The organism is Levilactobacillus cerevisiae, assembly GCF_003946245.1.
GTDB lineage: Bacteria > Bacillota > Bacilli > Lactobacillales > Lactobacillaceae > Levilactobacillus > Levilactobacillus cerevisiae.
In genome coordinates this window covers 70,168-94,692 of the sequence record NZ_RHNN01000012.1, presented here as the reverse complement: position 1 = coordinate 94,692, position 24,525 = coordinate 70,168, and the positions used below count along the sequence as shown (strand labels likewise).

The following is a 24,525-nucleotide window of genomic DNA, read 5'->3' as shown; positions in this document are numbered from 1 at the left end:
TTCCATGATATTGATGAGCTAATCGCTGGACTGGCAACGTTTATCCAGAATAATTGAACACTGTCTATGTAGGCGTGAGTGAGTCAAATTTAGGCTCAGCCGTGGGATTTTCCACGTGGCCTTCTTGGAAAATGACGACTTTGAAACGCGGTTTGTGCGGTTCAAAGTGAGCTGGCAGACCGCCTCACAGGCTGCCAGCGTCCTGCCCACAGCGTTCCAGCCTAAATTTGGCGAACGGTAAGCCGGCAGGTTTAGACAATGTTGCAGCTTTCTACCACCAATCACAGAAACAACTAATCCCACCTAACACAACCGCAATTGTAAGTGATATAATAGTTGAATCAGTCATTTGAGAGCAGAGAGAGGAGTCAACATTTTGGCAAAGGAGTTACGCCGAGAAATCGGCACGTTTACCGCCCTGGCCACCGTGATGGGAACCGTCATCGGTGGTGGGGTGTTCTTTAAGACCGCTAGCGTTGTGGCTGCCAACCACTCCGCTAACATGACACTGGTCGCCTGGATTTTAGGGGGCCTGCTGACCATCTGTGCCGGTCTGACCAGTGCAGAGCTCGCTGCCGCCATTCCGCGAACCGGGGGCGCCATGCGTTACCTAGAGTACGCCTACGGCAAGCCCGTGGGTTTCTTGATGGGCTGGGCCCAATTGCTGGTCTACTATCCGGCTAACATTGCAGCCTTATCCATCATTTTCGGGACACAGTGGGTCGCCCTTTTTCATCTGAGTAGCGCCTGGCAGTTGCCAGTCGCCATCATCTGTGGGCTGAGTATTACCGGATTGAATTTTCTGGGGGCAAAGGTTGGTGGCTCTGTTCAGTCGATTGCCTTAGTCTTTAAATTGATTCCAATTATTGTCATCGTCGGCATTGGCCTATTTGCACCCGCTAATGCCACGATTCACTTCTGGCCCATCACAACCGGTGGCAACCTGAACTGGGGCAGTGCCTTCAGTTCTAGCCTCCTGGCGACCATGTTTGCCTACGATGGCTGGATCAGCATTGGGAACATTGCTGGCGAAATGAAGCACCCTGAACGCGACCTGCCACGGGCCATTATCATTGGTCTAGCTGGGATTACCGTCATTTATACCTTGGTTAACCTGGTCTTCTTGAAGACGTTGCCCATTGATCTGATTGCCGGCAACCAAAACGCTGCGGCAGATGCATCCATGCGTCTGTTCGGCCAGTTCGGTGGCAAGTTAGTCACGATTGGGATTCTCATTTCCGTGTACGGCGCCATCAACGGCTACACGCTGACCGGGATGCGGGTACCCTTTGCGATGGCGGAAGAAGACAGTTTGCCATTTTCAAAATACTTCCGTCGCTTATCCCCCCGAACCTACGTCCCCTACTTTGCTGGGACCGTGCAATTTATCATTGCGCTATTGATGATGTTCATGGGTAGCTTTGATATTTTGACGGACATGCTGGTCTTTGTCATGTGGGTCTTCAACTGTTTGATTTTTATCGCAGTCTTTAAGCTCCGCAAGACAGAACCGGAATTGAAACGCCCCTATCGTGTTCCGGGTTATCCCGTGATTCCGCTGATTGCCTTAGTTGGTGGTATTTTCATTGTTGTCACGACGCTCATTACCGAGACGGGCCTGGCAGTAACCGGATTGGCACTCACACTCATTGGTCTGCCAATCTACTACTGGCACCAGCGCCAACACACGCAAGCCTAAAAACACTAAAATTAACTGAAGCAATTGTCACAGTCATCTGTAAGCTAAAAAGCTCTGTAAAACCTTTTCTTGGTTTTACAGAGCTTTTCTGCTTATTCTCAAATTTATATCGCTGAAACGTGTGCCCAGGAGGCAGATCACACCTCTACCTTTAATAATGTAGCGGTGCGGGTAATGCTGGTAAATCAGGGAAGAGTTGCCGTAACCGGGCATCGGCGTCAGCTACCCGCGTATCGCGATCCTCCAGCACCTGGGTGACCCCGTCAAAGGTAAACATCAACAGATCATCCCCATTTTCATCACGCACCTGGTAGAAGCGAACGCCATCCTGCAAGGCCGTCATCACAAACCGTTGTGCATGGTCACTAAGCTGTTGCAGCTGAGGCAATAGCGTCTTGGCCTTGATGCGTTCATGGTACCACTTGCGGCCGACTGCCTGACCAAACTTCATCAGACTGCCATCCTCCACGTGATCCAGCATCTTGGCAGCCGGCGTCAGTTCGGGGTGCATCAAGACCTCTTCCAGGTCATCAATAATATCCCACTGCTCGGCATGCGTGTGCAAGGCCTTGGCCATTTCCCGCATTTCGTGGAAAATTTGCTCGCCCTCCGCCTGATACTGAGTCGGTTGCGTCGGCTCCTCTAACGCGACAGCCTGGTTTTTGGCACGGGCCGCAATCAGCTCAGTTGCCGGATCAGTTGGTGCTGGTTGGGTTAGTAAATATAGCATAAAGATTTTCAAAAAGTACATTGCGTGGCGACTGACCCCATTGGGCGTGAACGGCGTATTGTCAAAGTCCCGCAGTTCCAGGTACTGAATCCCCCCAGTGAGAAAATCGTGTGCGTTGGCCTGACCCTTCATCCGAACGGGACCGTAGAATTCGTGTGCGGAGAAATACGTGCCTTCGTCAATTCGATCCTGTAGCTGGGTTAAATGCGCCGTCAGTGAGGTGTAGGTCACCTGTTCCTGGGGGAAGTTGACGAAGCCATAACGACTGTTCCGAATACTCCGCACCGGTCGTTGCAGGTCCTCTGGTAAGGGATCAAAGAACCCCTTCTCAGCAATTGGACTGGCGCCAAACAGGTACGTCAACAACCATTGGTAGCGCACAAAGTTCTGCGTAATCCGGAAGTAGAGGGCGTTCTTAAATGAGACGATTGAACTGAACTCTTCCGTATAATGGCTGTACAGCCGATGAATCACGGGATCCGGCAGACTGTAATTGACGTGCACGCCAGTCACACAGCCATGTTGCAGGCCGTATTTTTTAATCAAGTATTCACGGTAAGGCCGAATGGCGGGCCGATCAAAATGGTCGACGAGAAACTGCTTGTCCGTCGCATCCATGACTGGTGGCATACTCAACGGCCAGATCCGGTCATCGCCCTCTAGCGACCGATAGACCACCGTTTGAAACGTATCTAGTTGGTCCAACGTTCCGCCGATGTTCGGGTTGGGATCCGTAATGACTTCCAACTGGCTTTCGGTGAAATCTGTTTGAAAATACGGGTGGAACGTTCGGGAACCCAATTGACTCGGGTGTGGACGGCGACTTAACCGACCGTGCTGGTCAATTCGCTGTTCTTCAATTTCCAACCCTACCAAGCTGTGATAAAGTTGTTCTGATAAATTTTCTTCGCGAATAACCGCTAATAAATTGTCCAGCATGGCGGTAACATCCCCTAACCTTCAATATGGTTGATTTAACCTAAAGTGTAAACAAAAAAGACGTCCGTGTCACTGATATTGGCAAACTTTTTAGAAAAAATTTAGTTAGTAACCCATCACCCCGGTTGATGGCCACGAATCCGACCAAAATTCTCTGGGCTTAAAAGTTCAAGAGCACCTGGAACAGCCCAGCTGATAAGCATTTCAACCACAAAATTAGATTTAAATTGCCACCTGCGGCTGCCAGAGATTATGATTGTCCTTCACCGTGACATTAGTGTGATTATCGCTGGACTGACAAAATTTATCCACAAAGATTGATCACACTCTACGTAGGCGTGAGCGGTTCAAAGCGAGGACCAAGATCGCTCTTCGGCTTGGGCCGTCCTGACCACAGCGTTCCAGCCTAAATTTGGTGAACGGTAAGCCGGCAGGTTTAAACAATGTAACTGATTTTTTAGTGTTCTGATCCATTTTTAGAAAAATCCCGCAAAAAAGCCAGTCGGTGAGGAAAACACCGACTGGCTCATTAGGAGATGAAGCTACTGGTTCTAACTACCGAACCGTTTCATGAATCAGCGTAATTGGTTCTGCTGAATCACTAATTTCAATGTTCTTGTAAAGCAGATCCTTGATGTCCGCAACGTCTTCACGGTTACTGTAGATGGTCAGCAGTGTGTCACCCGTCTTAACGGCGTCACCGATCTTCTTGTTCATCATGATCCCAACCGCGTAGTCCAGCTTGTCATCAGCCTTTTGACGGCCACCACCGAGCAACATGCCGGCAATACCCATTTCATCGGCTTCAACCTTGCTGACCACACCGTCAGACTTAGCTGGCAGCGCAATCTTGTACTTCGCTTGTGGCATGATTTCTGGATGTTCGATGACACTCCGGTCGCCGCCTTGCGCAGCAATCATGTCCCCAAATTTCTTCAAGGCAGAGCCATCTTCAATGGTCTTTTCGCACATTGCCCGCGCAGTGGTCAGGTCGTCTGCCTTACCAGACATCACAACCATGTGGGAACCCAGGGTCAAGACCAAGTCGGTGATGTCGGCTGGCGCTTCGCCCTTTAACAGGTCGATGGATTCCTTGATTTCCAAGGCGTTCCCAATGGCGTTCCCCAGTGGTTGGTTCATATCGGAAATGATGGCCATGCAGTTCATGCCAACCCCTTTACCGATACCTACTAAGGCTTCAGCCAATTCACGGGAATCATCCAAGGTCTTCATGAAAGCCCCAGATCCCGTCTTCACATCAATGACCAAGGCATCGGTACCAGAAGCAATCTTCTTGCTCATGATGGAACTGGCGATCAATGGAATGGAATCAACCGTATCGGTCACGTCACGTAGCGCGTAGATCTTCTTGTCAGCGGGTGCAATGTTCCCAGTGGCACCAACGATGGCAAGGCCTTCATTCTTCACTTGCTTCTTGAAGTCGTCTTCGCTGATTTCCACTTGGTATCCTGGAATCGCTTCCAATTTATCCAAGGTACCACCCGTGTGACCCAGGCCACGACCAGAAATCATAGGGACGGGAATGCCCAGTGCAGCAACGATTGGAGCCAATGGAATACTGGTCTTGTCACCCACACCACCGGTCGAGTGCTTGTCGACTTTGATGCCGGGGATGCTGGATAAGTCCAAATGGTCCCCAGACTTCATCATGGCCATGGTCAACTCTGAGCGTTCTGCGTCGGTCATGTCCTTGAAGTAAGTTGCCATTAGGAAGGCACTGGTTTGGTAATCAGGAATTTCACCGGAAACCACACCATCAACGAAGGTTTGAATCTCGTCCTTAGTTAATTCGCCACCGTTACGTTTCTTATCAATAATGTCTACCATTCTCATGTTTCAGCCACTCCATTTCTAATTGGATGACACGTCGCGCTTACTTTGGCGTGCTCTTCAGTAGTTGTGCTGCTGCGTGTTGATCGATAATCAAGCAATTCGGGTAGCCGCCCAGCAATGCGGCCTTCACGGCAGGAACTTTCGCATCCCCAGCCGCCACCAGAATTGAGTGTTCCTTTTGTTTCAAACTTTCTAAATTGATCCCAATGGTCCGTTCATTCAGTTGCGGGTTGACGATCTCACCATTTTCGTCAATGTACCGGGAGAAAATATCTCCCACCGCATTGGCCTGCAAGGATTCCTTTTCGGCTTCATGTAGGTAACCTAACTGAAAGACCAGTGCATTGTTGCGCACCGTACCGACCGAATAAATGGCGATATTGGCCTTTTCTCCGAGCTCCAGGAGGTACTGGATGTGCCGCTCCTTCTCCACCAATTCCTTAGTTTGTTGGTGGTCGAAGATGACCGGCAACGGTAAGTACTGGGGCACCGCGTGAAAAGCATTGGCAAAGGCGTCGATGCTTTCGTAGGCGTAGGTGTGCTCCGTCGAGTAACTGACACTCCCTTTGAGTTGGATGACCTCGACACCGGTTAGGGTATCGGGTTGTAAATTAGAGCCGATCGCATAAATAGTCTTGCCCCAGCCAATCCCGATGACGTCGTGTTCCTGCACAATGTCTTCCAGGTAGCGTGCGGCATAGGCCCCCACTGCGTTCAAAATATCAGTGGTGGCAGTCAGTTGCGTGGGTACCACGTGGATGTCGACGTTGTAGGCAGAACGTAACGCCGTCTCCAGCGTCTGCACGTCCTGCACGGGGTCGACGATTTGAATCCGAACCAAGCCTTGCTCTCTGGCAAACTGGAGGAGCCGGGACACCGTCGGCCGGGAAATTCCCAGGCGTTGGGCAATCTGACTTTGACTCTGATCAGCTTGGTAGTACATTTTTGCAACGGTTAGCCCTTGGGCCAGTCGCTGTTCAGTGGTCTCCGTCATTTCCGTTTCCTCCTCTACCTGTTCTGTGAAACAAAAGCGGATGCGTCCCATTTGTCCGCACCCGCTAGTTCTTACCCTTTAACGGCTGTGTCTAAAGCAACCTTGATCATATCATTGAATGACTTTTCCCGTTCTTCTGGCGTGGTTGATTCACCGGTAATCAAGTGGTTACTGATGGTCAACACGGAGAGTGCGCGAACGTGGAACTTCGCAGCTAACAGGAAGAGTGCAGATGATTCCATTTCAGTGGCAATCACGCCGTAATCAATCAGCTTTTGCCGATCCATTTCATCATTGTAGAACCGATCTTCGGCCAAAATGTTCCCGACCCGAACCGGAATCTTCAGGTCTTGGGCAACGTGGTAGGCCGTGTCCAACAAGCCAAAGTCACTGATTGGTGTGTAGTAAATCCCAGGGCCAAAGGTGTTTTGGATGATGGACGAATCAGTGGTTGCGGATTGTGCCAGAACCACGTCGCGGACGTGTACGTCTGGACTCATCCCACCGGAAGTCCCCACCCGGAATAAGGTTTTGACACCATATTCGCTAATCAGTTCGTTGGTGTAAATGGAAATTGAAGGAATCCCCATCCCTGTGCCTTGCACGGAGATCCGTTTGCCCTTGTAAGTCCCGGTATAGCCGAAGCAATTCCGAACCTTGTTGTAGCAAACTGGGTTTTCTAAGAAGGTTTCAGCAATGTACTTTGCCCGTAATGGATCCCCGGGGAGTAAAACAGTGTCAGCAATTTCGCCCTTTTTAGCTTCAATATGGTTACTCATGATTAGTTCCTCCTAAAATGGTTGTGGTTACCTATTTCAAGTCTGCCAAGAAACTGTGGCCTTCATCGTTACCAGCCACGCCAAAGTTGTCCAGAACCGTTGCGCCAAAGTCAGCGAACGGCGAACGAACACCTAAGCTCCCACCTTGCTTAAAGCCTGGTGAGTAAACCAGTAATGGCACTTGTTCACGGGTATGGTCGGAACCTTTGAAGGTTGGGTCATTCCCATGATCAGCAGTGATCATCAGTAGGTCATCGTCATGCATGTTGTCTAAGACCGTGCCCAAACGCTTGTCGAAGTCCATCAGGGCTTGGCCATAACCTTCTGGATTCCGCCGGTGACCATACATGGCATCGAAATCAACTAAGTTAATGAAGCAGAAACCGGTAAAGTCTTCTGCCATGACGTGATCGACGTGGTCCATCCCATCCATGTTGCTTTCGTTATGGTAGCCTTCGTCGATTCCGTGGCTGGAGAAGATATCGTTGGTCTTCCCAACGGCAACCACGTGAACGCCAGCAGCTTGCAGACGGTCTAAGTCGGTCGCACCAGTTGGTTCCAACGTGAAGTCCCGCCGGTTAGCGGTCCGAGTGAAGTGGTCCTTGTCTGGTCCCACGTATGGGCGGGCAATGATCCGGCCAACCAGGTAATCTGGGCCGTTGACCAATGAGCGCGCGTACTCACAAATCTTGTAGAGTTCTTCCAAAGGAATCACGTCTTCATGTGCAGCGATTTGAATCACAGAGTCGCCAGAGGTGTAGACAATCAAGTCGCCCTTGGCCATCTGTTGTTCGCCAAGTTCAGCGATAATCTTGGTCCCGGATTCTGGTCGGTTACCAATGACTTTACGGCCAGAGAACTTTTCCAATTTTTCGATAATTTCAGTGGGGAAGCCGTTAGGGAACGTGCTCAGGGCTTTGCGAACGGGCAAGCCCATCATTTCCCAGTGACCATCCATGGAATCCTTACCGGCTGAGATTTCGCGCATCTTGCCGTAGTAAGCCTTAGGATCGTCGGCAACGGGAACGCCTTCGATTGGCGTGTCTCGTAGATTGGACAAGCCAATCTTAGCCATGTTAGGCAAGGCCAGCTTGCCGGCAAAATGTTCGCCGATGTGGCCTAAGGTGTCGGCACCTTCGTCTCCATATTTAGCGGCGTCGGGAGCGGCCCCTGCACCAACTGAATCAATGACTAATCCAAAAACGCGTTTGAACTTCATACCTATATACCCGCTTTCACAAATTAAATTCTAGTAACCGGACTTTTCGCCAGCGTCTTCACCAGTCAAGATGGCAACCGTAGCACTAACGCCTAAACGAGAGGCACCGGCATCGATCATTTCAATGGCTTCGTCCCAGCTGTGAACACCACCGGAAGCTTTAACGCCTAAGCGGTCGCCAACGGCCTCACGCATTAATTTTACGTCATCCAACTTGGCACCAGCAGTGGAGAATCCAGTGGACGTCTTAACGAAGTCAGCGCCGGCCTTTTCACTCAATTGGCTACCCAAGACAATTTCATCCTTGCTCAAGAGGCAAGTTTCCAAAATAACTTTCAAGATCTTACCCTTGGCATGAACGGCGTCAGCCAAGGCCTTGATGTCGGCTTCAACGACATCGTTGTTACCAGACTTCAATTCGCCAATGTTGATGACCATGTCAATTTCTTCAGCGCCGTCATCGATTGCCTTGTTAGCTTCGAAGACTTCGCTATCAGTTGCCATTGCCCCTAATGGGAAGCCAACAACGGCGATTGGGTTAACGTCACTGTTCTTTAATTGCTCAGTAACGAACGGAATCCAGTAAGAGTTGACACAGACGGAAGCAGTGTCGTACTTCTTTGCTTCGTCACAAGTCTGTTTGATGCTAGCTTCAGTTGCATCTGCTTTTAAGTTAGTGTGGTCAATGTATTTTGCTAATTGTGCTCGAGTTAATGTCATAATATGAAACCCCTTTCATTTATCATCAATAGCATACCGGATAGCTGCACATTTGTAAACCCCCAACCTGAACCACTGTTCAAAATTGTGCACGATTGTTCAAAACCCGACAAGAAAAGTTTCACTTTCTAGGTTAATCGTTTTACTTATCCCAAGCCCGTCCTGATAGCGTTTTCAATTTTACTTGTGAAATTAATTAGTTCAGGGCAAGGACCTTGAAGGGGCTAATTTTTGTATGAAAAATATTTTTAAAAAAAAGACTGGGAAAAGTCATCCCAGTCAATTTCTCTGTCGACAGACAGCTATTCAGTTACTACCTTGCATATCCCAATCAGGTTAATCCGGCATCTTATCCCGAATCGCTTGCCCAACTTCGGTGTTGGTCGGACAGAACAAAGCATGTTTCTCGCTAACATAATAAGTATCCCATTTATCAGTGATCGCCTTGTACGCTGCCGGTGTGAAGTCGTTCTTCATAATCCGTGTTTGCATCGGCACTGAAAACATACTCTGGGTGACATACGGGAAACCATCCTCATCGTAAGGCACATCATCGACGTAATAGAACGTTAGCCCCGTGACCTCCCCCTTGAGATTCGGTAGACTCAGCCATTGTTGCCAGGACAAATGCTTGGTGTCCTTAATGTAGAGTTTACTTCCCGTTGTGGTTTTTGTAGTCGTTCCAGTCTTCGTGGTCGTTCCGGACTTCGTGGTCGTTGTAGTCGTTCCAGACTTCGTCGACGGGCTTTGACTCCCGGGAGTCGTTACCTTTTTTCCCGTTTGTTTAGGCGTTGCCGGCGTGTTTGCCCTTTGTGTAACGACTTGTTGCGCAGTCTGGGGGTTAATCACCGGAAGACTCACAGTCGACTTCCGTGACCGACTACCAGTCAAGTATTTTGTGTTAACCCACACACCTTTGCCCTTGTAAGTAACGTACGTGTACTCAGTAAGCTTTCTTCCACCCAATGAAATGGCCTTCACTTGATGAACAATTTTACGCTTCATTGTCCCTAAACGAAATGCTCGCTTCAATTGGTACCGGTTATGTTTGACCTTATGTAGGGTGTAAGCGTAGTGCTTGTAGCCGGACTTCCGAAACTTAAACGTATTGTGCGCTCTCGGATGCATCCAATTCATCTGATAGCTTTTTGCAGCATGCGCCGTCTGCGGCATTAAGCCACCACCCATTAAACCACCGAAAATCAGTAAACCAACAACACTTTTTCTCATTCAATCCATCCCCTGACAGCCTCCTCGGAGGCCAACTTGTACGTACGCCCCACCACTTTCCAACAAGTGGACAACGAGCACAGCCTCTTTAGTTTACCCACGGTAGAATTATTTGTAAACAATCTATGGGATAAATGGTTCATGAGCCGCTGATAATTCTGCAAACAATTATTATTACGACGAACCGACTGAACAATCCTCCCTGATCACATCATAAATCAGCCGCCTGTCTTGCTGAGCATTAAAGTAGCTTTCCCCGCAGAAATCAGCTATTATCACTTCAACACCAGGTTAGCCCGCAACTATTTTGACCAAGTTTAAATGCCACATTGCACCTATTCCGCCATTCAGAAATGTCACTGCCGTCTATTCTAGCAATCAGTTTCCTGGTTCTCCCCCACCAAACTTAGCGGCCGCTAAGTTCAGAATGATTGCCTCACTAATTACCAGCGTTCGTAAACACTCGATAGTACAACAGCAACTGACTAGCCTGGTGGCACAAATAACGCGTTCACTAACACTTTCTGTTTTCCCTAACCTATCCCGTCACTACGCAAAATCACCAACTATACCTGGCCTATCAACACCCGCGCCTATCCCGTAGCCTTAGTTATCCGAAATATTGGTAGCCCAGCAGTGCACGTGAGAACGACTAGTCAATAATAGCCATGGCAAAAAGTTTACGGGTACAAAAAAACGCCAGGGATTGGCCCTCGCGAATTTAGATTCCTATGGGGTCCAGATTAATCTGATGACGTCCCCACGCAAATGGTTGTTAATTTACCCTCTTTGCCGCCCGTTGCCGAATTGCATGAATGAAATCGACTTTCTTGCCGAAAAAGAGATAGTTCTTAGGCATTTGGTATAGCTGAGACAACCGTTCAATGGTCTTAATGCCAAGATTGGAGCTATCTCGTTCCCAAGCTGCCAACGTTTGGTAATGGATACCTAGGCAGGCTGCAGCCTCTTTTTGAGAGTATCCCGCATTGTGGCGAGCGGCTTCTAGTGTAATCTGCACCTTATCCATCACGGACTCCTCCTTGTAATTCACTCCCACATATTAAACGAGTTTATTCGTTTTGTCAATTGTCTATTGCAGGAGTGTTTCAAGTTTGCTTGTCTGGTGACAATTCGTTATAATGACGATAATAATCTAGTTTTACAAAGAATTAAGTTAAAGGAGTGAACGTAGTGCCCCGCCATGAATTATCTCCATTTGAACGCAATATTCGGCGGATTATTGCTCAGAACCTCAAAACAGCTAGCCGGGACATGACCCAGGCCGAACTGGCGGAAAAGACGGGGATTCCAACCTCTACCCTTTCCGGCTACTTCGCCCAGCGTTCTACCCCCAGCCCCGGTAACGTCCAGCGGCTGGCTGATGCTTTGAGCATACATAAATCCGCAATCGACCCTCGCTACGGTGAAGACCTGTTAGAAAATGACGCCTGCTTTGAAGCAATCTTCGCACAGCTTTCTCCAGAACGCCAGAAAAACGTTTTAACTTTTGCCCAGCAACAATTACGGGCACAATTGAATGTCTAGTGGGATACGCTTAGTATAGCCATTCCACAAGGTTTCCAGCTATCAATCTTAGAAAGACGCAAAGGCGCCATGACATCACGTCACGGCGCCTTTGTTATGTCTTCAAATGTCACTTAGTCCCATTGATCACGAAAAGCCTTGCGCATTGCTGCCGCCAAGATAAACTTAGCACCATCACCCGGCATCTCATCGCGCTGGAACCATTGGGCTTGCGCCAGTTCGTCATATTCCAGAGCAATGGGCACGTCTGCATCCAACTCAGCGAAGAACCCCACCAACAAGGATTCCGAGAACGCCCAGGGTTGGCTACCGAAGTACCGAATATTATGGACTGACAAGCCCACCTCTTCGGCAACTTCTCGGCAAACCGCGTCCTCCAAGGTCTCGCCAATCTCTGCGAACCCTGAAATTAAGGTATACTTGTCATAACCAACCGCACGCTTGGTCAGTAGAATCTGATCACCCTTAGTCACTCCAACCACCACAACCGGCGCTATGCTGGGAAAGACCTGACGCCCACACTTGGAACAGGTTAGTGCGCGCTGATTCTGATTCGGAACCATCTGCTGACCACAACGGCCACAGAACTGATTCGTTTCGTACCACCAGGCCAAATGCGCGGTAGTCGCTCCAGCAAAACCTAACCAGGCCGGTTGGAGGGTTTGAAAATCTGACGTAGGCGCGTATTGGTAGTCACTGTCTGTGGTCACCTGGCGCCGCAACAGGTAAAAACCCGTCTGATCAATACTGAAGAGGTACATTAGCTCGTCTGGCTGCACCTGCCACTTGCTGGTGACTTCCCGAAATTGCGGTAACCGTTTGCCTTGAAACAGCACAGCCTGTCGATTCGCGTAAACTAACACGACATCGGTTGCGCCCGGCTGCCGGCGTTTTTCGTAATGATTATCAAATACCCGCGGACTAATATCTTGAAACATGGTGGATTCCCTGCTTTCTCTTTGCTGTGGCCCTAATCGTGATTCATTTTACACCTATTCGGATACTTTACAATGGTAAAATATGTCAATTTGCCATTTGACACATCACCTATTTTCCATAAACCGATGTTCGTCCTTAATTCAGATTTACAGCCAACTCGGGTCCGACCTTCAGTCTAACTCAGGCAGACCAAAAACAGCCCGCCAAACGGTTAAGAACCGCTTTGAAGGGCTGTTTTAGATAAAGGTTCAGCTTATTGCTCGGCATCTACCAATGTCCAGGTAATATCACTCGAATAGATTTTCGTTGACTGGATGGCATCACTGCCAACATTCAGTAATAGGCCCTGACCCGTGGACCAATCGCCCGTCACGTTCGTGGTGCCATTGGTGCCATCGTTTTGATGGCTCATTACTGGCGCAGCGACCGTGGACAGGGTCGTCGACTGGTTGCCATCGACGTAGACCAAATCCCCATTCATCCCGGTGTTATTGGTATCAAGCAGTGGTGTCGCAGCAGCGGTCAACTGCCATTGACTGCCTTTAGTCCGTGAGTCCTGAATCACGATGGCCAAATCGCTGCTCCCATCACGGGAAACTAGCTGTTGTTGGCCACTCAATTTGGCTTTGTAGACAGCTTTCCCGGTGACGGTCTTAAAGTCGAGGCCACCCACCGTAATGATGACTTCACCAGTATTGGAAACGGCGCCGGTTTGCGTGTTTTCAGCAGTCAAGTCCAAGACGTTGGCACCCGGATTAAGTTTGTCGGCGGGGACGGACACCGTGAATTTGCCGGCCGCATCGGTCGTGGCGAGTGCAGTATCGGCCAGTGTCCCGTCGTTCAGCGTGGCGTGCACCGTTAAATTCGCGTTGGCTACAGTACTGGCAGAATCCGTGATGGTCCCGGTAATGGGTACCGCAGAACTACCATCCGCCGTAATCGCCGTTTGGTCCGTCTGTAAGGATAAGGTCGACGGCACAATATTAAAGTTCGGCAGTGTCGCCTGAACTACGGCCTCTTTTCCCACGAACCTACTCAGCGACTGGTCAGCCGTGGTGGTGCTGGTCACGTTATTCGCAGTTCCCTGCAGACTAATTTTGGCCGTGGCATTACCGCTATTCAACGTTTTTAGTGGAATACCCTTGCCGGCGTTGATTGCCGCAATGTCAGCTGCACCCAAAGTGGTGGTGGTCCCGTCATCATAGGCCACATTGCCTTTAGAAATGGTCACACCCGTTGGTATTTTCAACTCGGCTTGAATAGCCGTCCAGTCCGTTGTCCCACTTTCATACTTGGTGTCGTAGGTCAGTGCAACCGGTGAATTGGCACTAACGTTTGCCCCTTCGGTAACGGGCTTGCCATTGGCGGTCATATCGGCCGTGGCGGAGGCGTTGACTAGGTTAGGAATTTGTTCAAAGGCAACCAAGTTTCCTTCACTATTCCCACCGGTTGCGCCAGTAAAGCCCCAGTAGGCAAGTCCGGTAGAATTTGGATCAATGTTGCCCGTATCTATGTCCATATAATTAGATTCGCCAGGCTGACTTATCCCAGTAGACGGATCTTTGTCATCAAAATTATATGCCATTCGGGCAGAAGCGGTACTCGTTTTAGGCGTATATGTCACGGTTAAATGGTGCCAGGCCCCATTGGATAGGAAGTTGAAATCACTGCCTTGAATCAGGCCTCTGTGAACCATCGTCACGTAATAATTTGTCAGAAGATTAAAAGTCCCGCCCTTCACTTTATGCGTCGTGTAAGTATCGGGTTTTCCAGGGTAATTAGCCGCTAAATGTGGGTTGGAAATTGTGACATCAGTGGTATCCAAATCAAAAGAAGAACCTTTAGCTGTATTGTCGAACGAGCCATCATTATTCAAATACGTATCAAACTCAAGCGCCCAACTATTTTGAATAGCCGTGTCCGAGACCGCCTGCATATCGGTCTTGCCCGTGGTGGCTACCCCCCACACGCCCAACGTTTCTCCAATGGCACCGCCAGTCCCAAAGCTAGGTGTGGCCTGTTTGGGATTGTTTGCATTTTGTAAAACTAGCGCCATGCCGTCCCCAGCCGCGTTCGCCGTCGCACTCCCATAACTCTTATTTCCGAAATAGAGCCACATTGACGCCACTTGTTTCTTTCTGAGATTAAACAGGAAATCATCGTTTGACCAAATGGATCCAACCTGACTACCACCATTAGTTAGCTCGACGACTTGGGTATTTGGCGACGCACTGTTGAGGCCATTAACGACGGTCGCCTGATTATTGTTGGGTGTTCCGGGACTAAAAAAGCCAGATAATTTCAACCCCTGAGGAACTGACCTCAACGCATTATCAATATCAACTGCGTCCGTAATCGCATGTGCCGTAACCCCTGATTGGCTTACTAGTCCCAATCCAACCACGCACAGGCCAACCGCCAACCACGCCTTAATTTTCATTTGAGTTCATCTCAATTCGCTTTAAATTAGTAGTACCCCTAAAATACTATTATCCAACTAGTATTATACTACTAAATTGTTTCAATCTGAACGTTTTATCGCACTAAATAATGACAAATCAAGTGGTAGTACTCCAAATGCCTTGATACTGTCGTTCAACTTACTAATGTGCTGCGGACAACTAGCACATTTTCCACCCTGTGCAATCACCCATCCCCGACTTGAGCCCCAGAAAGATACGCAATAGAAAAGGCGCCACCCAGTACAAACCTGGATGGCGCCTAGTAAATCTGTTTTACTGTTACTTTTTAACCAAAACGGTCACAGATTCCACGTGTGGCGTCTGTGGGAATTGGTCGACGGGTTGAATTGGTCCGTCAATTTCGTAACCAAGTTCTTGGAAGCGCGTCACGTCACGAACCAACGTTGCTGGGTTACAGCTGACGTAAACGACCTTCTTGGGACCCATCTTGGCGGTGGAATCAATCAAGCTTTCCGCCAAGCCCTTACGTGGTGGATCAACCACCACAACGTCAGGCTTGATGCCGGCTTCTTGCCACTTGCCCATTTGGTCTTCGGCCTTGTCAACGATGAAGTCAACGTTGCTCAAATGGTTCTTTTGCGCGTTGACCTTAGCATCTTCAATGGCTTCGGGAACAACATCGACCCCGTAAACCTGCTTGGCGTGCTTAGCTAGGGCTAAAGAAATCGTCCCAATCCCACAGTAAGCATCGATCACAGTTTCAGCACCGGTCAAGCCGGCCTTGTCGATTGCCATTTGGTACAGCTTTTCAGTCTGTTGCGGGTTCACTTGGTAGAATGACCGTGCTGAAATGGCGAAGGTCTGGCCCATCAAGGTATCTTCGATGGTTGGCTTGCCGTACACCGTCCGCGTAACGTTCCCCATGATGACGTTGGTCTTCTTGGCGTTCACGTTCAGCACGATACTAGTCACCTCTGGCAACGCCTTGTGAATTTGGTCGACCACTTGGGCCTGACTTGGCATCTTCTGGGTCCGACTGATCAAGACAATCATCATTTCGTGACTGTAGTAACCCCGGCGCACCATGATATTCCGAATGACACCCTTGTCACTAATTTCGTTATAGGCCGGAATTTCAAATTGGCGCAGAATGTCACGCACCTTCACAATCGCTGCATCAATCGCAGGATCCTGAATGTAGAAATCCGTCAACGGAATTAATTCGTGACTGTGTTGCCGGTAAAAGCCGGTTTCCAACTTGCCCTTGATCATCCGAACGGGCACTTGCGCCTTGTTCCGGTACTGCGTTGGGTTGTCCATCCCCAGCGTTGGCGCCACGTCAACATCCTGGTGGGCCTTGCTGAACAGTTCTTTGATCTGGTGTTGCTTGAAGGCCAATTGGGCGGGGTATGCTAAATGCTGCAATGGCGCAATCCCAGTTTGACGGTAAGTCTTGTCAACGTCCTTGACCCGGTCTGGTGATTCCGTCTTCCAAGCCACGGCGCGGGCAAAGCCATAGTGACTCTGAACCTTGGTCACTTGAATCGTGATTTCTTCGCCAGGTAAGGCATTCTCAATGAATAACGGGAAGTCGTCGACCTTGGCCACACCCATCCCCTGATACGTCAGGTCGGCGATGGTCACGTCAAGTTTTTCGTTTTTGCTTACTGGTGCGTTTGTTTTCATAATAACCTCAATTTCTTTAATGAGAAAGGGACTTTGCTGCTCATTCGTCGCGCAAAATCCCTTCCAGTTGCTATCTAATCGGCTGTTTCTTGGTCTTCCGGTAAACTCTCGACCTGCTTGACGAAATTCTCTTCCGCAGCGATCAGTTCTGGTGACTCGCTGGTAACCGCAGAATCCGGAATATCATCCAGATTGGCATACATTTCAATGTGTTGCCGCAGGTTGCGGAACTTCATGGGTGCATCGCCACCATATTCACCGTCCAGGTTGATCATCATCCGGTCTTCTACGGGCCGGGCAATCACCTTACTGGTCTTTTCGTAAATGATGTGCGAGTCGTTGATGTGCTTACCACCGTTCAAGACTAAGCCCATTAACCGCAAAATTTCTGGCATACTGGCCGTCTTGACGATGATCATGGTAAATTTGCCATCATCCAACGCTGCGTCGGGAACAATCTGTTCAAACCCACCAATCGAGTTGGTCAACGCCAACAAGAACATCGACGCTTTACCCCGAAAATGGCCGCCATCATACGTCAGGTCCATATCGATGGGTTTGATCCGTGGCAACAATTCTGCCCCCTTCATCAGGTAGGCCAGGTACCCGAAAATGGATTTCAGGTTACTTGGTACATCGTAAGTCAGCTCAGTTAAGAGCCCCCCGCCGGCGATATTGATGAAGTAAGAATCCCCTGCCTGACCGATGTCCATCTTAATGGTCTGATCCTTAAGCACGACTTTTGCCGCCGCTAAGGGATCTTCCCGTGGGATGTGTAACGCCCGAGCATAATCATTCGTGGTACCGGCAGGAATAATGGCCATCTTGGGACGGTGCGTTAAGCCAGCCAAACCGTTGACGACTTGATTAATGGTCCCATCGCCCCCGGCTGCCACGATGAGTTCGAATCCGGCCTTTGCAGCCCGAGTCGCCTCATCACGTGCTGAATTTGGTGCTGCGGTGGTCGCGTAAGCACTGGTTTCATACCCAGCCTGCTCGAACACCGCTAAAATATCAATGAGGTCTTTCTTCAACGCCTCGCGTCCTGAAGTCGGATTATAAATGACCCGTGCCCGTTTACGCATGTTATGCCTCCATTGCTCTATTGCTGTAATGCTGCCATTAACAACTTGTTAACGACTTGGGGGTTCGCTTGACCATGAGTTTGCTTCATGATTTGGCCAACTAAGAAACCAACAGCCCGTTTCTTCCCGTTGTTAAAGTCTTCGATGGATTGGGGGTTAGCCGACAACACATCGTCAATAATCGGTTGTAACTTCGCTGGGTCTGACAACTGAACCAGGCCGTGGGCTTCCACGTACGCCTTAGGTTCTTCGCCATCAGTGATGGCCTTAAAGACCTTCTTAGCCATCTTGCTAGAAATGGTCCCGTCAGAAATCAAATTGATCATGCCGGCTAAATTAGCTGGGGTCAACTTGGTTGCTTGCAGGTCCACTTGCTTCTCGTTCAGGTAGGCGTTAACGTCCCCTTGCAGGTAGTTCGCAGCCATCTTAGGATCAGCCTTCAGGGCAACCGCAGCGTCGAAGAAGTCAGACATTTCCTTGGTTTGGGTGATAACCATCGCGTCATAATCCGTCAAGCCGAGGTCGTTCACGTAACGTTCACGACGCTTAGTTGGCATTTCTGGCATGGCATCGCCGAGTTCCTTGATCCAGTCATCACTGATGTTCAAGGCTGGTAAGTCTGGTTCTGGGAAGTACCGGTAATCATCTGCGCCGGCCTTCACCCGCATCAGAATGGTCTCACCCGTCTTTTCGTCAAACCGGCGCGTTTCTTGTTGAACGGAACCGCCGGACATCAAGACTTGTTGTTGCCGTTGCTCTTCGTACTCCAACCCGCGTTGCACGTAATTAAACGAGTTCAAGTTCTTAAGTTCAGTCTTGGTCCCAAACTTTTCTTGACCCACAGGACGGACGGAAATGTTGACGTCGACCCGCATGGAACCTTCTTCCATTTTCACGTCGGAAATCCCGGTAAACTGGATTCGCTGACGCAAGGCTTCCAAGTAGGCATAGGCCTCAGCAGGTGAAGCGATGTCTGGTTTAGACACGATTTCAATCAGCGGTGTGCCTTGCCGGTTTAAATCGACGTAGGAGTAATCGCGTTCATGGGTGTTCTTCCCGGCATCTTCTTCAATATGCATTTCGGAAATCCCAATTTTCTTTTTCACACCATCGACATCGACCTCTACCCAGCCATCATGGCCAATGGGTTTGTCGGATTGCGTGATTTGGTAAGCCTTGGGGTTATCGGGATAGAAGTAGTTCTTCCGGTCAAAATGGGTGTGTTGTTCAACCGTGGCGTGGAGCGCCAACGCCGCAATAATCCCATCAGCGACAACACCCTTGTTGGTGGTTGGCAGTACCCCAGGGTACCCCCAATCGATCACGTTGGTGTTGGCGTTAGGTTCGGCCCCGTAAGCGACTGGTGACGGGCTAAAGATCTTTGAATGGGTCTTTAACTCAATGTGGACTTCCAGTCCAATTGTGGTTTCAAAGTTCATTAATTTTGGCCTCCTAACGTAGGTACTTGTAAATGAAAGTCAGTGTTTTGTTCGAAGGCGTAACCCGCTTTGTAGAGCGTGCTTTCGTCAAATGGCCGACCAATGAGTTGCATACCGACTGGCAAACTATTGCTAAAACCAGCTGGTAAGGAGAGTCCTGGCAGCCCGGCTAAGTTCACGGGAATCGTCAAGACATCGTTCATGTACATGGTGATGGGATCTTTGATTTCGTCACCGATACCAAAGGCCGTCGTTGGTGCAACGGGACCCATGATAAAGTCGTGGTCTTTCAAGACCGCTTTAAAGTCATTGATGATGACGGTCCGCACCTTGGCAGCCTTCAGGAAGTAGGCATCGTAGAATCCCGCGGACAGGGAGAACGTTCCCAACATGATTCGGCGTTTAACTTCTTCGCCAAAACCTTCGGAACGAGATTTCACGTAAACATCTTCCAGGTTTTGCACGTCGTCCGCCCGGTAACCGTAACGAATACCGTCAAACCGTTGCAGGTTAGAAGAGGCTTCGGAGGACGCAATGATGTAGTAGGCCGCAACCCCATACTTGTTGTGTGGTAAGGAAACTTCATCAACCGTGGCGCCTAATTGACGGTACGTATCAGCAGCAGCTAAGATTGCTTGCTTCACGTCATCGTTGACCCCTTCAGCTAAGAATTCCTTCGGCAACCCAATCCGCATCCCTTTGACACTGGTTGCGTCATTTAAGTCTGCCGCAAAGTCTGGCACGGCTTGCGTTGAACTCGTGAGGTCATGTTCGTCATGGCCGGCAATGGCACTCAAGACCGTGGCGTTATCCTTCACGCCGCGCGTCATTGGTCCGATTTGATCCAGGCTGGAACCAAAGGCAATTAAGCCCCAACGGGAAACCCGGCCATACGTGGGCTTGATTCCCACAACACCGTTAAAGGCAGCTGGTTGGCGAATGGAGCCACCGGTATCGGATCCCAATGCAACAGGCACTTGACCAGAGGCCACCGCGGCAGCCGAACCACCGGATGACCCACCAGGAACTTTGGTGTGGTCCCAAGCATTCTTCGTGGTCTTAAAGGCTGAGTTTTCGGTAGAACCACCCATGGCAAATTCATCCATGTTGGTCTTCCCCACCGTAATCATTTGAGCATTGGCCAACTTTTCAGTCACCGTTGCATCGTAGACCGGCTTGAAATTTTCCAGCATCTTTGAAGCCGCCGTGGTGGTTAACCCATTGGTAACGATGTTGTCCTTCAGCCCCACTGGAATCCCAGCTAAGGGTTGATCGGCGTTAATACCCTGTTCGTCGATCTTCGTTGCTTGCGTCAACGCGGCATCTTCGTTTAAGTTTAAAAACGCATCGATTTGAGGATCCGTCGCCTTGATGTTGGCGAAGGTTTCCTCGGTTAATTCCTTAGCGCTCATTTTCTTTGCAACCAAGTCAGCGTGCAGGCTAGCGAGATCTTTGTCAAAATAATTCATTTAGTCGTTATCCTCGCTTTCATCAATGATGGCAGGTACCTTAACAAAGCCGCGGGCTGCGTCCGGTGCATTGTGCAACAGTGCTGAGCTTTGACCCCAGTTGTCAGCAACGTCTTCACGCATCACGTTGAGCTGGTCAGAAACGTTGCTCGTTACGTCAACGCCTTCCGTATCAACTTCACTCAGCGTTTCAAACATCCCGATGATGTCGTCCAGTTGGGGTGTAAATGCGTCCAACTCGGCGTCCGTAAATTCAAGCTTGGCCAGTCCGGCAACGTGTTGAACTTGTTCTCGATTAATTCGATTAGCCATCAATTATCCCTCTTTCTGATTTATCCGCGATTCACCTTTTACCCCGGAATACTCCCAGAGTAAACATACATTAACATTCTACCATATATCCGCTAGACGCCAAAGATTATGACAAGAAAACTTCAATGGAAACGCCACCAGTTTGCCAGCTCGTCATTTAGCCTCTTTTGATCCCTAAAGTCGAAACGGACATTGTCCTAGCCTTCGCCACATGCGGGTGAAAACTGAGACAATGTCCGTTTCTAATTTATTTCAAGATCAGTAACTGTTAAACACGTGACTGGTGAACTTCTTAGCATTAGTCGAACGCGACAGGAAGCTTTGAACGCCATCCGTCGACGACACGGTAATATCAATCGGCACCCCAGATGGCAGGTACTTTTGCGCCGCCGTCTGTAAATACTGGGTGAAGCTGATAATTTCCGTCTGACTGTAGAATTGTGTCTGAATATTCACGTGCATCCCCGTCAAACTCTTACCGTTGTAGTGGGCTTGCGCCGTGACACCACTCAGGTTCGGGAAGAAGTTTTGCACTTGGGTCTTAAAGTTGGTAAATGACGTTTCGTCATTACTGTTCGGGCTGCTAGAACCACTCTCAATTGGGAAGACATAGTTCTTTTCGCTCAGAGCCGTCCAACTGGAAACGCTGGTGGTCCCGGCCTTGTTGTTAGAGTAAGCCAAGAAATCACCACCGACCAAGCTATCGTTAGAGGCTTGTCGGTAAATGGCAATCACAATTGGCACATTCTTCAACTTGGACTTTTGCCGCAACCGTTTCAGGACCGTATTCGCAGCCTTCTTGGCGTAAGCCTCGCCAGCTGCCTTGCTGATCTTCGTTTCGTAGGTCGCCCCATACTGGGTCTTCTTGTAGTAATCGACGGAGTTAACGGCGATCCCAATGGTGACCCCACCAAGCTTTAACTTATTATTCTTTTGCGTCATGTAATCTTGTTCTTCTAACGCCTGAATGTAGATGGGGTTCCGCTTCGTTGAAGAAGTTGACCCGTTACTAGCAAGGTTTAAGCCAGTCGTATTGGACTTGGACTTCCGATCCAACCAGTTCTGAACGGTGGACGTCTTCAAATATTGGCCTTCTTGGAAAACGTAACTCTTCGTGGAGAAGACTTTCTTGGAAACGTTCAACATCCCATTTTCAAAACTCTTTAAGTTATAGGTGTTGCCTGAGTCCTGGCTGTTCGTCAGGCCTCGTGATTTACTCGTTTGGTAGTGGCCACTCTTAATCACACCTTCATAGTCACCATCGCTACTTTGTCCGGTCAATTGGGTACCCCCGGACTTACTACTGCCGGAAGACCCGGACATACTGGAGCTACTTAAATTGCCACACGCGGCCAAAAATAGCGGTACCGCGGCCAACGCGATAATGGTTCGTAACCGTTTCACGACTTGTTTCCTCCTAAAGTCATCATTTCGTTTCAGCCATCGCAGCCTGGAGTTGTGCCTCATTCCACACGGGAACGTTGAGCGACTCGGCTTTGGTGAGCTTGCTACCGGCAGCTTCACCGGCAATCAGTAGATCTGTTTTCTTGGAGACACTACCCGTGACTGTCGCCCCGTGTTGTTCCAACCAGGCCGTTGCTTCCGGCCGAGATAGTTCTTGGAGTTTTCCAGTCAGCACAATCCGTTGACCAGCAAACTGGCCTTCCGTATCAATGGCCGTCTCAGCGCCGCTCGTGTAGGTCAAATTGACCCCGACCGCGCGCAGTTCATCAATCAATTCACGCACCTGATCACTCGCAAAATAGGTCACGACGCTGTCAGCGATAATCCCCCCCACCGTATCAATGGCGGAGATGCTCTCACTGTCAGCGGTCATCAGACTACCGATATCACCGAATTCAGCCGCAATCGACCGCGCGGCTTTTGCGCCCACGTGGCGAATGCCTAAACCAAATAGCAAACGTTCTAATGAATTATTGCGACTATTATCAATCGCTGTCAAGAGGTTTTGGGCCGACTTCTCCCCAAATTTATCTAAAGTTAATAATTGGTCGTTGGTCAGGCGGTAAAGACTTGCCACATCGTCGACCAATTTGCGGTCAAATAGCTGCGCCACAATCTGAGGACCGAGACCCGCAATATTCATCGCGTTCCGGGAGGCAAAATGGTTCATGCCCTCTGCAAGCTGGGCCGGGCAGCGGGGATTGATACACCGGAGTGCAACCTCTTCATCCAAATGAACCAGCTCCGCACCACAGGACGGACAATGGGTGGGAATCACGTAAGGCTCGGCATCCGCCGGTCGTTTTGCGACGACATATTGCGAAATTTCAGGGATAATATCGCCTGCTTTGTGCAAGAGCACTGTATCCCCCAGACGAATGTCCTTCGCCGTCAGGTAATCCGGGTTGTGAAGTGATGCCCGCGCCACCGTGCTTCCAGCCAATGCAACGGGGGTCATCACGGCAGTTGGTGTGACAATACCGGTTCTCCCCACCGTCCATTCGATATCCAAGACCTTCGCTTCCACCTCTTCAGGCGGAAACTTGTAGGCAATTGCCCAGCGGGGATCCTTGACCGTCGCCCCGAGTGACCGCTGGAGTGGCAAGGTATTGACCTTGATCACAATGCCGTCAATCCCATAGGGTAACTCAGACCGTTGCCCCTGATACTGCTCGATGTAGTCACCAACGTCAGTCATGTTGTGAGCCACTTGATAGGTTGGGTTCGTCGTAAAACCCAGTTCAGCCAATTCATCTAGCAAACCACTCTGAGTACGCGTGTTCAGCGGTTCGTAGTCAGCGATGTTGTACATGAACGTCGCCAACTTGCGATCCGCAGTTACCTGCGTGTTTTGCTGGCGCAAGCTCCCTGCCGCGGCGTTGCGGGGATTGGCAAATGGCGCTTGTCCTGCGGCTTCCCGCCGTTCGTTTAACGCCAGGAAAGCCGCCTTAGGCATGTAACATTCTCCCCGAACATCGATTGTCAGCGGTCGGCTCAGCGTCTGGGGAATCGAGGTAATGGTCTTGAGGTTAGCCGTAATGTCTTCCCCAATCTGCCCATTTCCCCGTGTGGAACCTTGAACAAATTCACCGTTTTCATATCGCAGTGAGATTGCCAGGCCATCAATCTTTAACTCACAATTATAATCAAAGTCGTCCGCAACGTTTCCTCGCAGACGTTCATCAAATTCCTGCAGCTCTTCGATAGAGAAGACGTCGCCCAGCGATAACATTGGAATATCGTGGACAACCTTCGGCAGGTCACTCTTGGTGCTCCCACCAACTCGTTGTGTGGGCGAGTCAGGCGTGACGATGGCTGGAAAGGCCGTTTCCAAGGCTACCAGCCGGGCATAGGCTCGATCGTACACGTCATCTTCCACCTTGGGCGTGTCCGCATCATAATACTGTTTGCCCCAAGCAATCAGCTGCGGGCGTAATTCAGCTGCTTCAGCTGCGGCCTGTTCTTGCGTTAAAGATGCCATGGATTTGTCAGTCATCCA

19 protein-coding genes are annotated in these 24,525 nt (G+C 49.8%); 2 read left to right on the top strand and 17 right to left on the bottom strand.

What is annotated here, in order from left to right; genetic code table 11:
• Positions 1-373 precede the first annotated feature (373 nt).
• Positions 374-1,699: an APC family permease gene (locus EKM99_RS07675; protein WP_164511555.1), complete on the top strand. Its 1,326-nt coding sequence runs from the start codon at positions 374-376 to the stop codon at positions 1,697-1,699.
• 151 nt (positions 1,700-1,850) lie between these two features.
• Here the strand turns inward: EKM99_RS07675 and EKM99_RS07670 are convergent, their stop codons facing one another.
• The 8 genes from EKM99_RS07670 to EKM99_RS07635 form a co-directional block, all read right to left on the bottom strand.
• Complete coding sequence (locus EKM99_RS07670; protein ID WP_125582481.1) at positions 1,851-3,368, bottom strand: gamma-glutamylcysteine synthetase; 1,518 nt, start codon at positions 3,366-3,368, stop codon at positions 1,851-1,853.
• Positions 3,369-3,923: 555 nt separating this feature from the next.
• Complete coding sequence (locus EKM99_RS07665) at positions 3,924-5,222, bottom strand: pyrimidine-nucleoside phosphorylase (protein ID WP_125582479.1); 1,299 nt, start codon at positions 5,220-5,222, stop codon at positions 3,924-3,926.
• 40 nt (positions 5,223-5,262) lie between these two features.
• Entirely contained in the window at positions 5,263-6,216 is a 954-nt protein-coding gene (locus tag EKM99_RS07660; protein WP_125582477.1) for a sugar-binding transcriptional regulator, read from the bottom strand.
• A 71-nt stretch (positions 6,217-6,287) separates the two neighbouring features.
• Positions 6,288-6,995 (bottom strand): purine-nucleoside phosphorylase, encoded by a 708-nt coding sequence (gene deoD / locus EKM99_RS07655; RefSeq protein WP_125582475.1) that lies wholly within the window; start codon positions 6,993-6,995, stop codon positions 6,288-6,290.
• A 31-nt stretch (positions 6,996-7,026) separates the two neighbouring features.
• On the bottom strand, positions 7,027-8,214 hold the full coding sequence (locus tag EKM99_RS07650) for a phosphopentomutase (protein ID WP_125582473.1): 1,188 nt from the start codon (positions 8,212-8,214) through the stop codon (positions 7,027-7,029).
• Positions 8,215-8,244: 30 nt separating this feature from the next.
• On the bottom strand, positions 8,245-8,934 hold the full coding sequence (gene deoC / locus EKM99_RS07645) for a deoxyribose-phosphate aldolase (protein WP_125582471.1): 690 nt from the start codon (positions 8,932-8,934) through the stop codon (positions 8,245-8,247).
• Between the two features lie 336 nt (positions 8,935-9,270).
• Entirely contained in the window at positions 9,271-10,164 is an 894-nt protein-coding gene (locus EKM99_RS07640; RefSeq protein WP_125582469.1) for a KH domain-containing protein, read from the bottom strand.
• 775 nt (positions 10,165-10,939) lie between these two features.
• Positions 10,940-11,191: a helix-turn-helix transcriptional regulator gene (locus tag EKM99_RS07635; RefSeq protein ID WP_125582467.1), complete on the bottom strand. Its 252-nt coding sequence runs from the start codon at positions 11,189-11,191 to the stop codon at positions 10,940-10,942.
• 164 nt (positions 11,192-11,355) lie between these two features.
• Between EKM99_RS07635 and EKM99_RS07630 the strand changes: the two genes are divergently transcribed.
• Positions 11,356-11,709, top strand: a complete 354-nt coding sequence (locus EKM99_RS07630) for a helix-turn-helix domain-containing protein (RefSeq protein ID WP_125582465.1) — start codon at positions 11,356-11,358, stop codon at positions 11,707-11,709.
• A 113-nt stretch (positions 11,710-11,822) separates the two neighbouring features.
• Here EKM99_RS07630 and nudC read toward each other — a convergent pair whose 3' ends face one another.
• The 9 genes from nudC to ligA form a co-directional block, all read right to left on the bottom strand.
• Positions 11,823-12,647 carry an NAD(+) diphosphatase gene (nudC, locus tag EKM99_RS07625; RefSeq protein ID WP_125582463.1) on the bottom strand — a complete coding sequence of 275 codons (825 nt, stop codon included), beginning with the start codon at positions 12,645-12,647 and terminating at the stop codon, positions 11,823-11,825.
• A gap of 254 nt (positions 12,648-12,901) precedes the next feature.
• Positions 12,902-15,088, bottom strand: coding sequence for a hypothetical protein (locus tag EKM99_RS07620; RefSeq protein ID WP_125582461.1), 2,187 nt, complete (start codon positions 15,086-15,088; stop codon positions 12,902-12,904).
• A gap of 301 nt (positions 15,089-15,389) precedes the next feature.
• Complete coding sequence (gene rlmD / locus EKM99_RS07615; protein WP_125582459.1) at positions 15,390-16,757, bottom strand: 23S rRNA (uracil(1939)-C(5))-methyltransferase RlmD; 1,368 nt, start codon at positions 16,755-16,757, stop codon at positions 15,390-15,392.
• 74 nt (positions 16,758-16,831) lie between these two features.
• On the bottom strand, positions 16,832-17,842 hold the full coding sequence (locus EKM99_RS07610) for a diacylglycerol kinase (RefSeq protein ID WP_125582457.1): 1,011 nt from the start codon (positions 17,840-17,842) through the stop codon (positions 16,832-16,834).
• Between the two features lie 17 nt (positions 17,843-17,859).
• The gene (gene gatB, locus EKM99_RS07605) at positions 17,860-19,281 is read right to left on the bottom strand and encodes an Asp-tRNA(Asn)/Glu-tRNA(Gln) amidotransferase subunit GatB (protein WP_125582455.1); all 1,422 of its coding nucleotides are present in this window, start codon (positions 19,279-19,281) and stop codon (positions 17,860-17,862) included.
• Positions 19,281-20,750, bottom strand: a complete 1,470-nt coding sequence (gene gatA / locus EKM99_RS07600) for an Asp-tRNA(Asn)/Glu-tRNA(Gln) amidotransferase subunit GatA (RefSeq protein ID WP_125582453.1) — start codon at positions 20,748-20,750, stop codon at positions 19,281-19,283. Before gatA ends, gatB begins: the two co-directional genes overlap by 1 nt.
• A complete protein-coding gene (gene gatC / locus EKM99_RS07595; RefSeq protein WP_125582451.1) occupies positions 20,751-21,062 on the bottom strand; it encodes an Asp-tRNA(Asn)/Glu-tRNA(Gln) amidotransferase subunit GatC in 312 nt (103 codons plus the stop codon).
• A 258-nt stretch (positions 21,063-21,320) separates the two neighbouring features.
• The gene (locus EKM99_RS07590) at positions 21,321-22,466 is read right to left on the bottom strand and encodes a CamS family sex pheromone protein (RefSeq protein ID WP_125582449.1); all 1,146 of its coding nucleotides are present in this window, start codon (positions 22,464-22,466) and stop codon (positions 21,321-21,323) included.
• A 22-nt stretch (positions 22,467-22,488) separates the two neighbouring features.
• Positions 22,489-24,522 carry an NAD-dependent DNA ligase LigA gene (gene ligA / locus EKM99_RS07585; RefSeq protein ID WP_125582447.1) on the bottom strand — a complete coding sequence of 678 codons (2,034 nt, stop codon included), beginning with the start codon at positions 24,520-24,522 and terminating at the stop codon, positions 22,489-22,491.
• Positions 24,523-24,525: the final 3 nt, after the last annotated feature.

Bases quoted from the DNA above. Each gene is read 5' to 3' on its own strand.
- EKM99_RS07670 (WP_125582481.1), bottom strand. From the start codon at position 3,368: ATGCTGGACAATTTATTAGCGGTTATTCGCGAAGAAAATTTATCAGAA.
- EKM99_RS07665 (WP_125582479.1), bottom strand. From the start codon at position 5,222: ATGAGAATGGTAGACATTATTGATAAGAAACGTAACGGTGGCGAATTA.
- EKM99_RS07660 (WP_125582477.1), bottom strand. From the start codon at position 6,216: ATGACGGAGACCACTGAACAGCGACTGGCCCAAGGGCTAACCGTTGCA.
- deoD (WP_125582475.1), bottom strand. From the start codon at position 6,995: ATGAGTAACCATATTGAAGCTAAAAAGGGCGAAATTGCTGACACTGTT.
- EKM99_RS07650 (WP_125582473.1), bottom strand. From the start codon at position 8,214: ATGAAGTTCAAACGCGTTTTTGGATTAGTCATTGATTCAGTTGGTGCA.
- deoC (WP_125582471.1), bottom strand. From the start codon at position 8,934: ATGACATTAACTCGAGCACAATTAGCAAAATACATTGACCACACTAAC.
- EKM99_RS07640 (WP_125582469.1), bottom strand. From the start codon at position 10,164: ATGAGAAAAAGTGTTGTTGGTTTACTGATTTTCGGTGGTTTAATGGGT.
- EKM99_RS07635 (WP_125582467.1), bottom strand. From the start codon at position 11,191: ATGGATAAGGTGCAGATTACACTAGAAGCCGCTCGCCACAATGCGGGA.
- nudC (WP_125582463.1), bottom strand. From the start codon at position 12,647: ATGTTTCAAGATATTAGTCCGCGGGTATTTGATAATCATTACGAAAAA.
- EKM99_RS07620 (WP_125582461.1), bottom strand. From the start codon at position 15,088: ATGAAAATTAAGGCGTGGTTGGCGGTTGGCCTGTGCGTGGTTGGATTG.
- rlmD (WP_125582459.1), bottom strand. From the start codon at position 16,757: ATGAAAACAAACGCACCAGTAAGCAAAAACGAAAAACTTGACGTGACC.
- EKM99_RS07610 (WP_125582457.1), bottom strand. From the start codon at position 17,842: ATGCGTAAACGGGCACGGGTCATTTATAATCCGACTTCAGGACGCGAG.
- gatB (WP_125582455.1), bottom strand. From the start codon at position 19,281: ATGAACTTTGAAACCACAATTGGACTGGAAGTCCACATTGAGTTAAAG.
- gatA (WP_125582453.1), bottom strand. From the start codon at position 20,750: ATGAATTATTTTGACAAAGATCTCGCTAGCCTGCACGCTGACTTGGTT.
- gatC (WP_125582451.1), bottom strand. From the start codon at position 21,062: ATGGCTAATCGAATTAATCGAGAACAAGTTCAACACGTTGCCGGACTG.
- ligA (WP_125582447.1), bottom strand. From the start codon at position 24,522: ATGACTGACAAATCCATGGCATCTTTAACGCAAGAACAGGCCGCAGCT.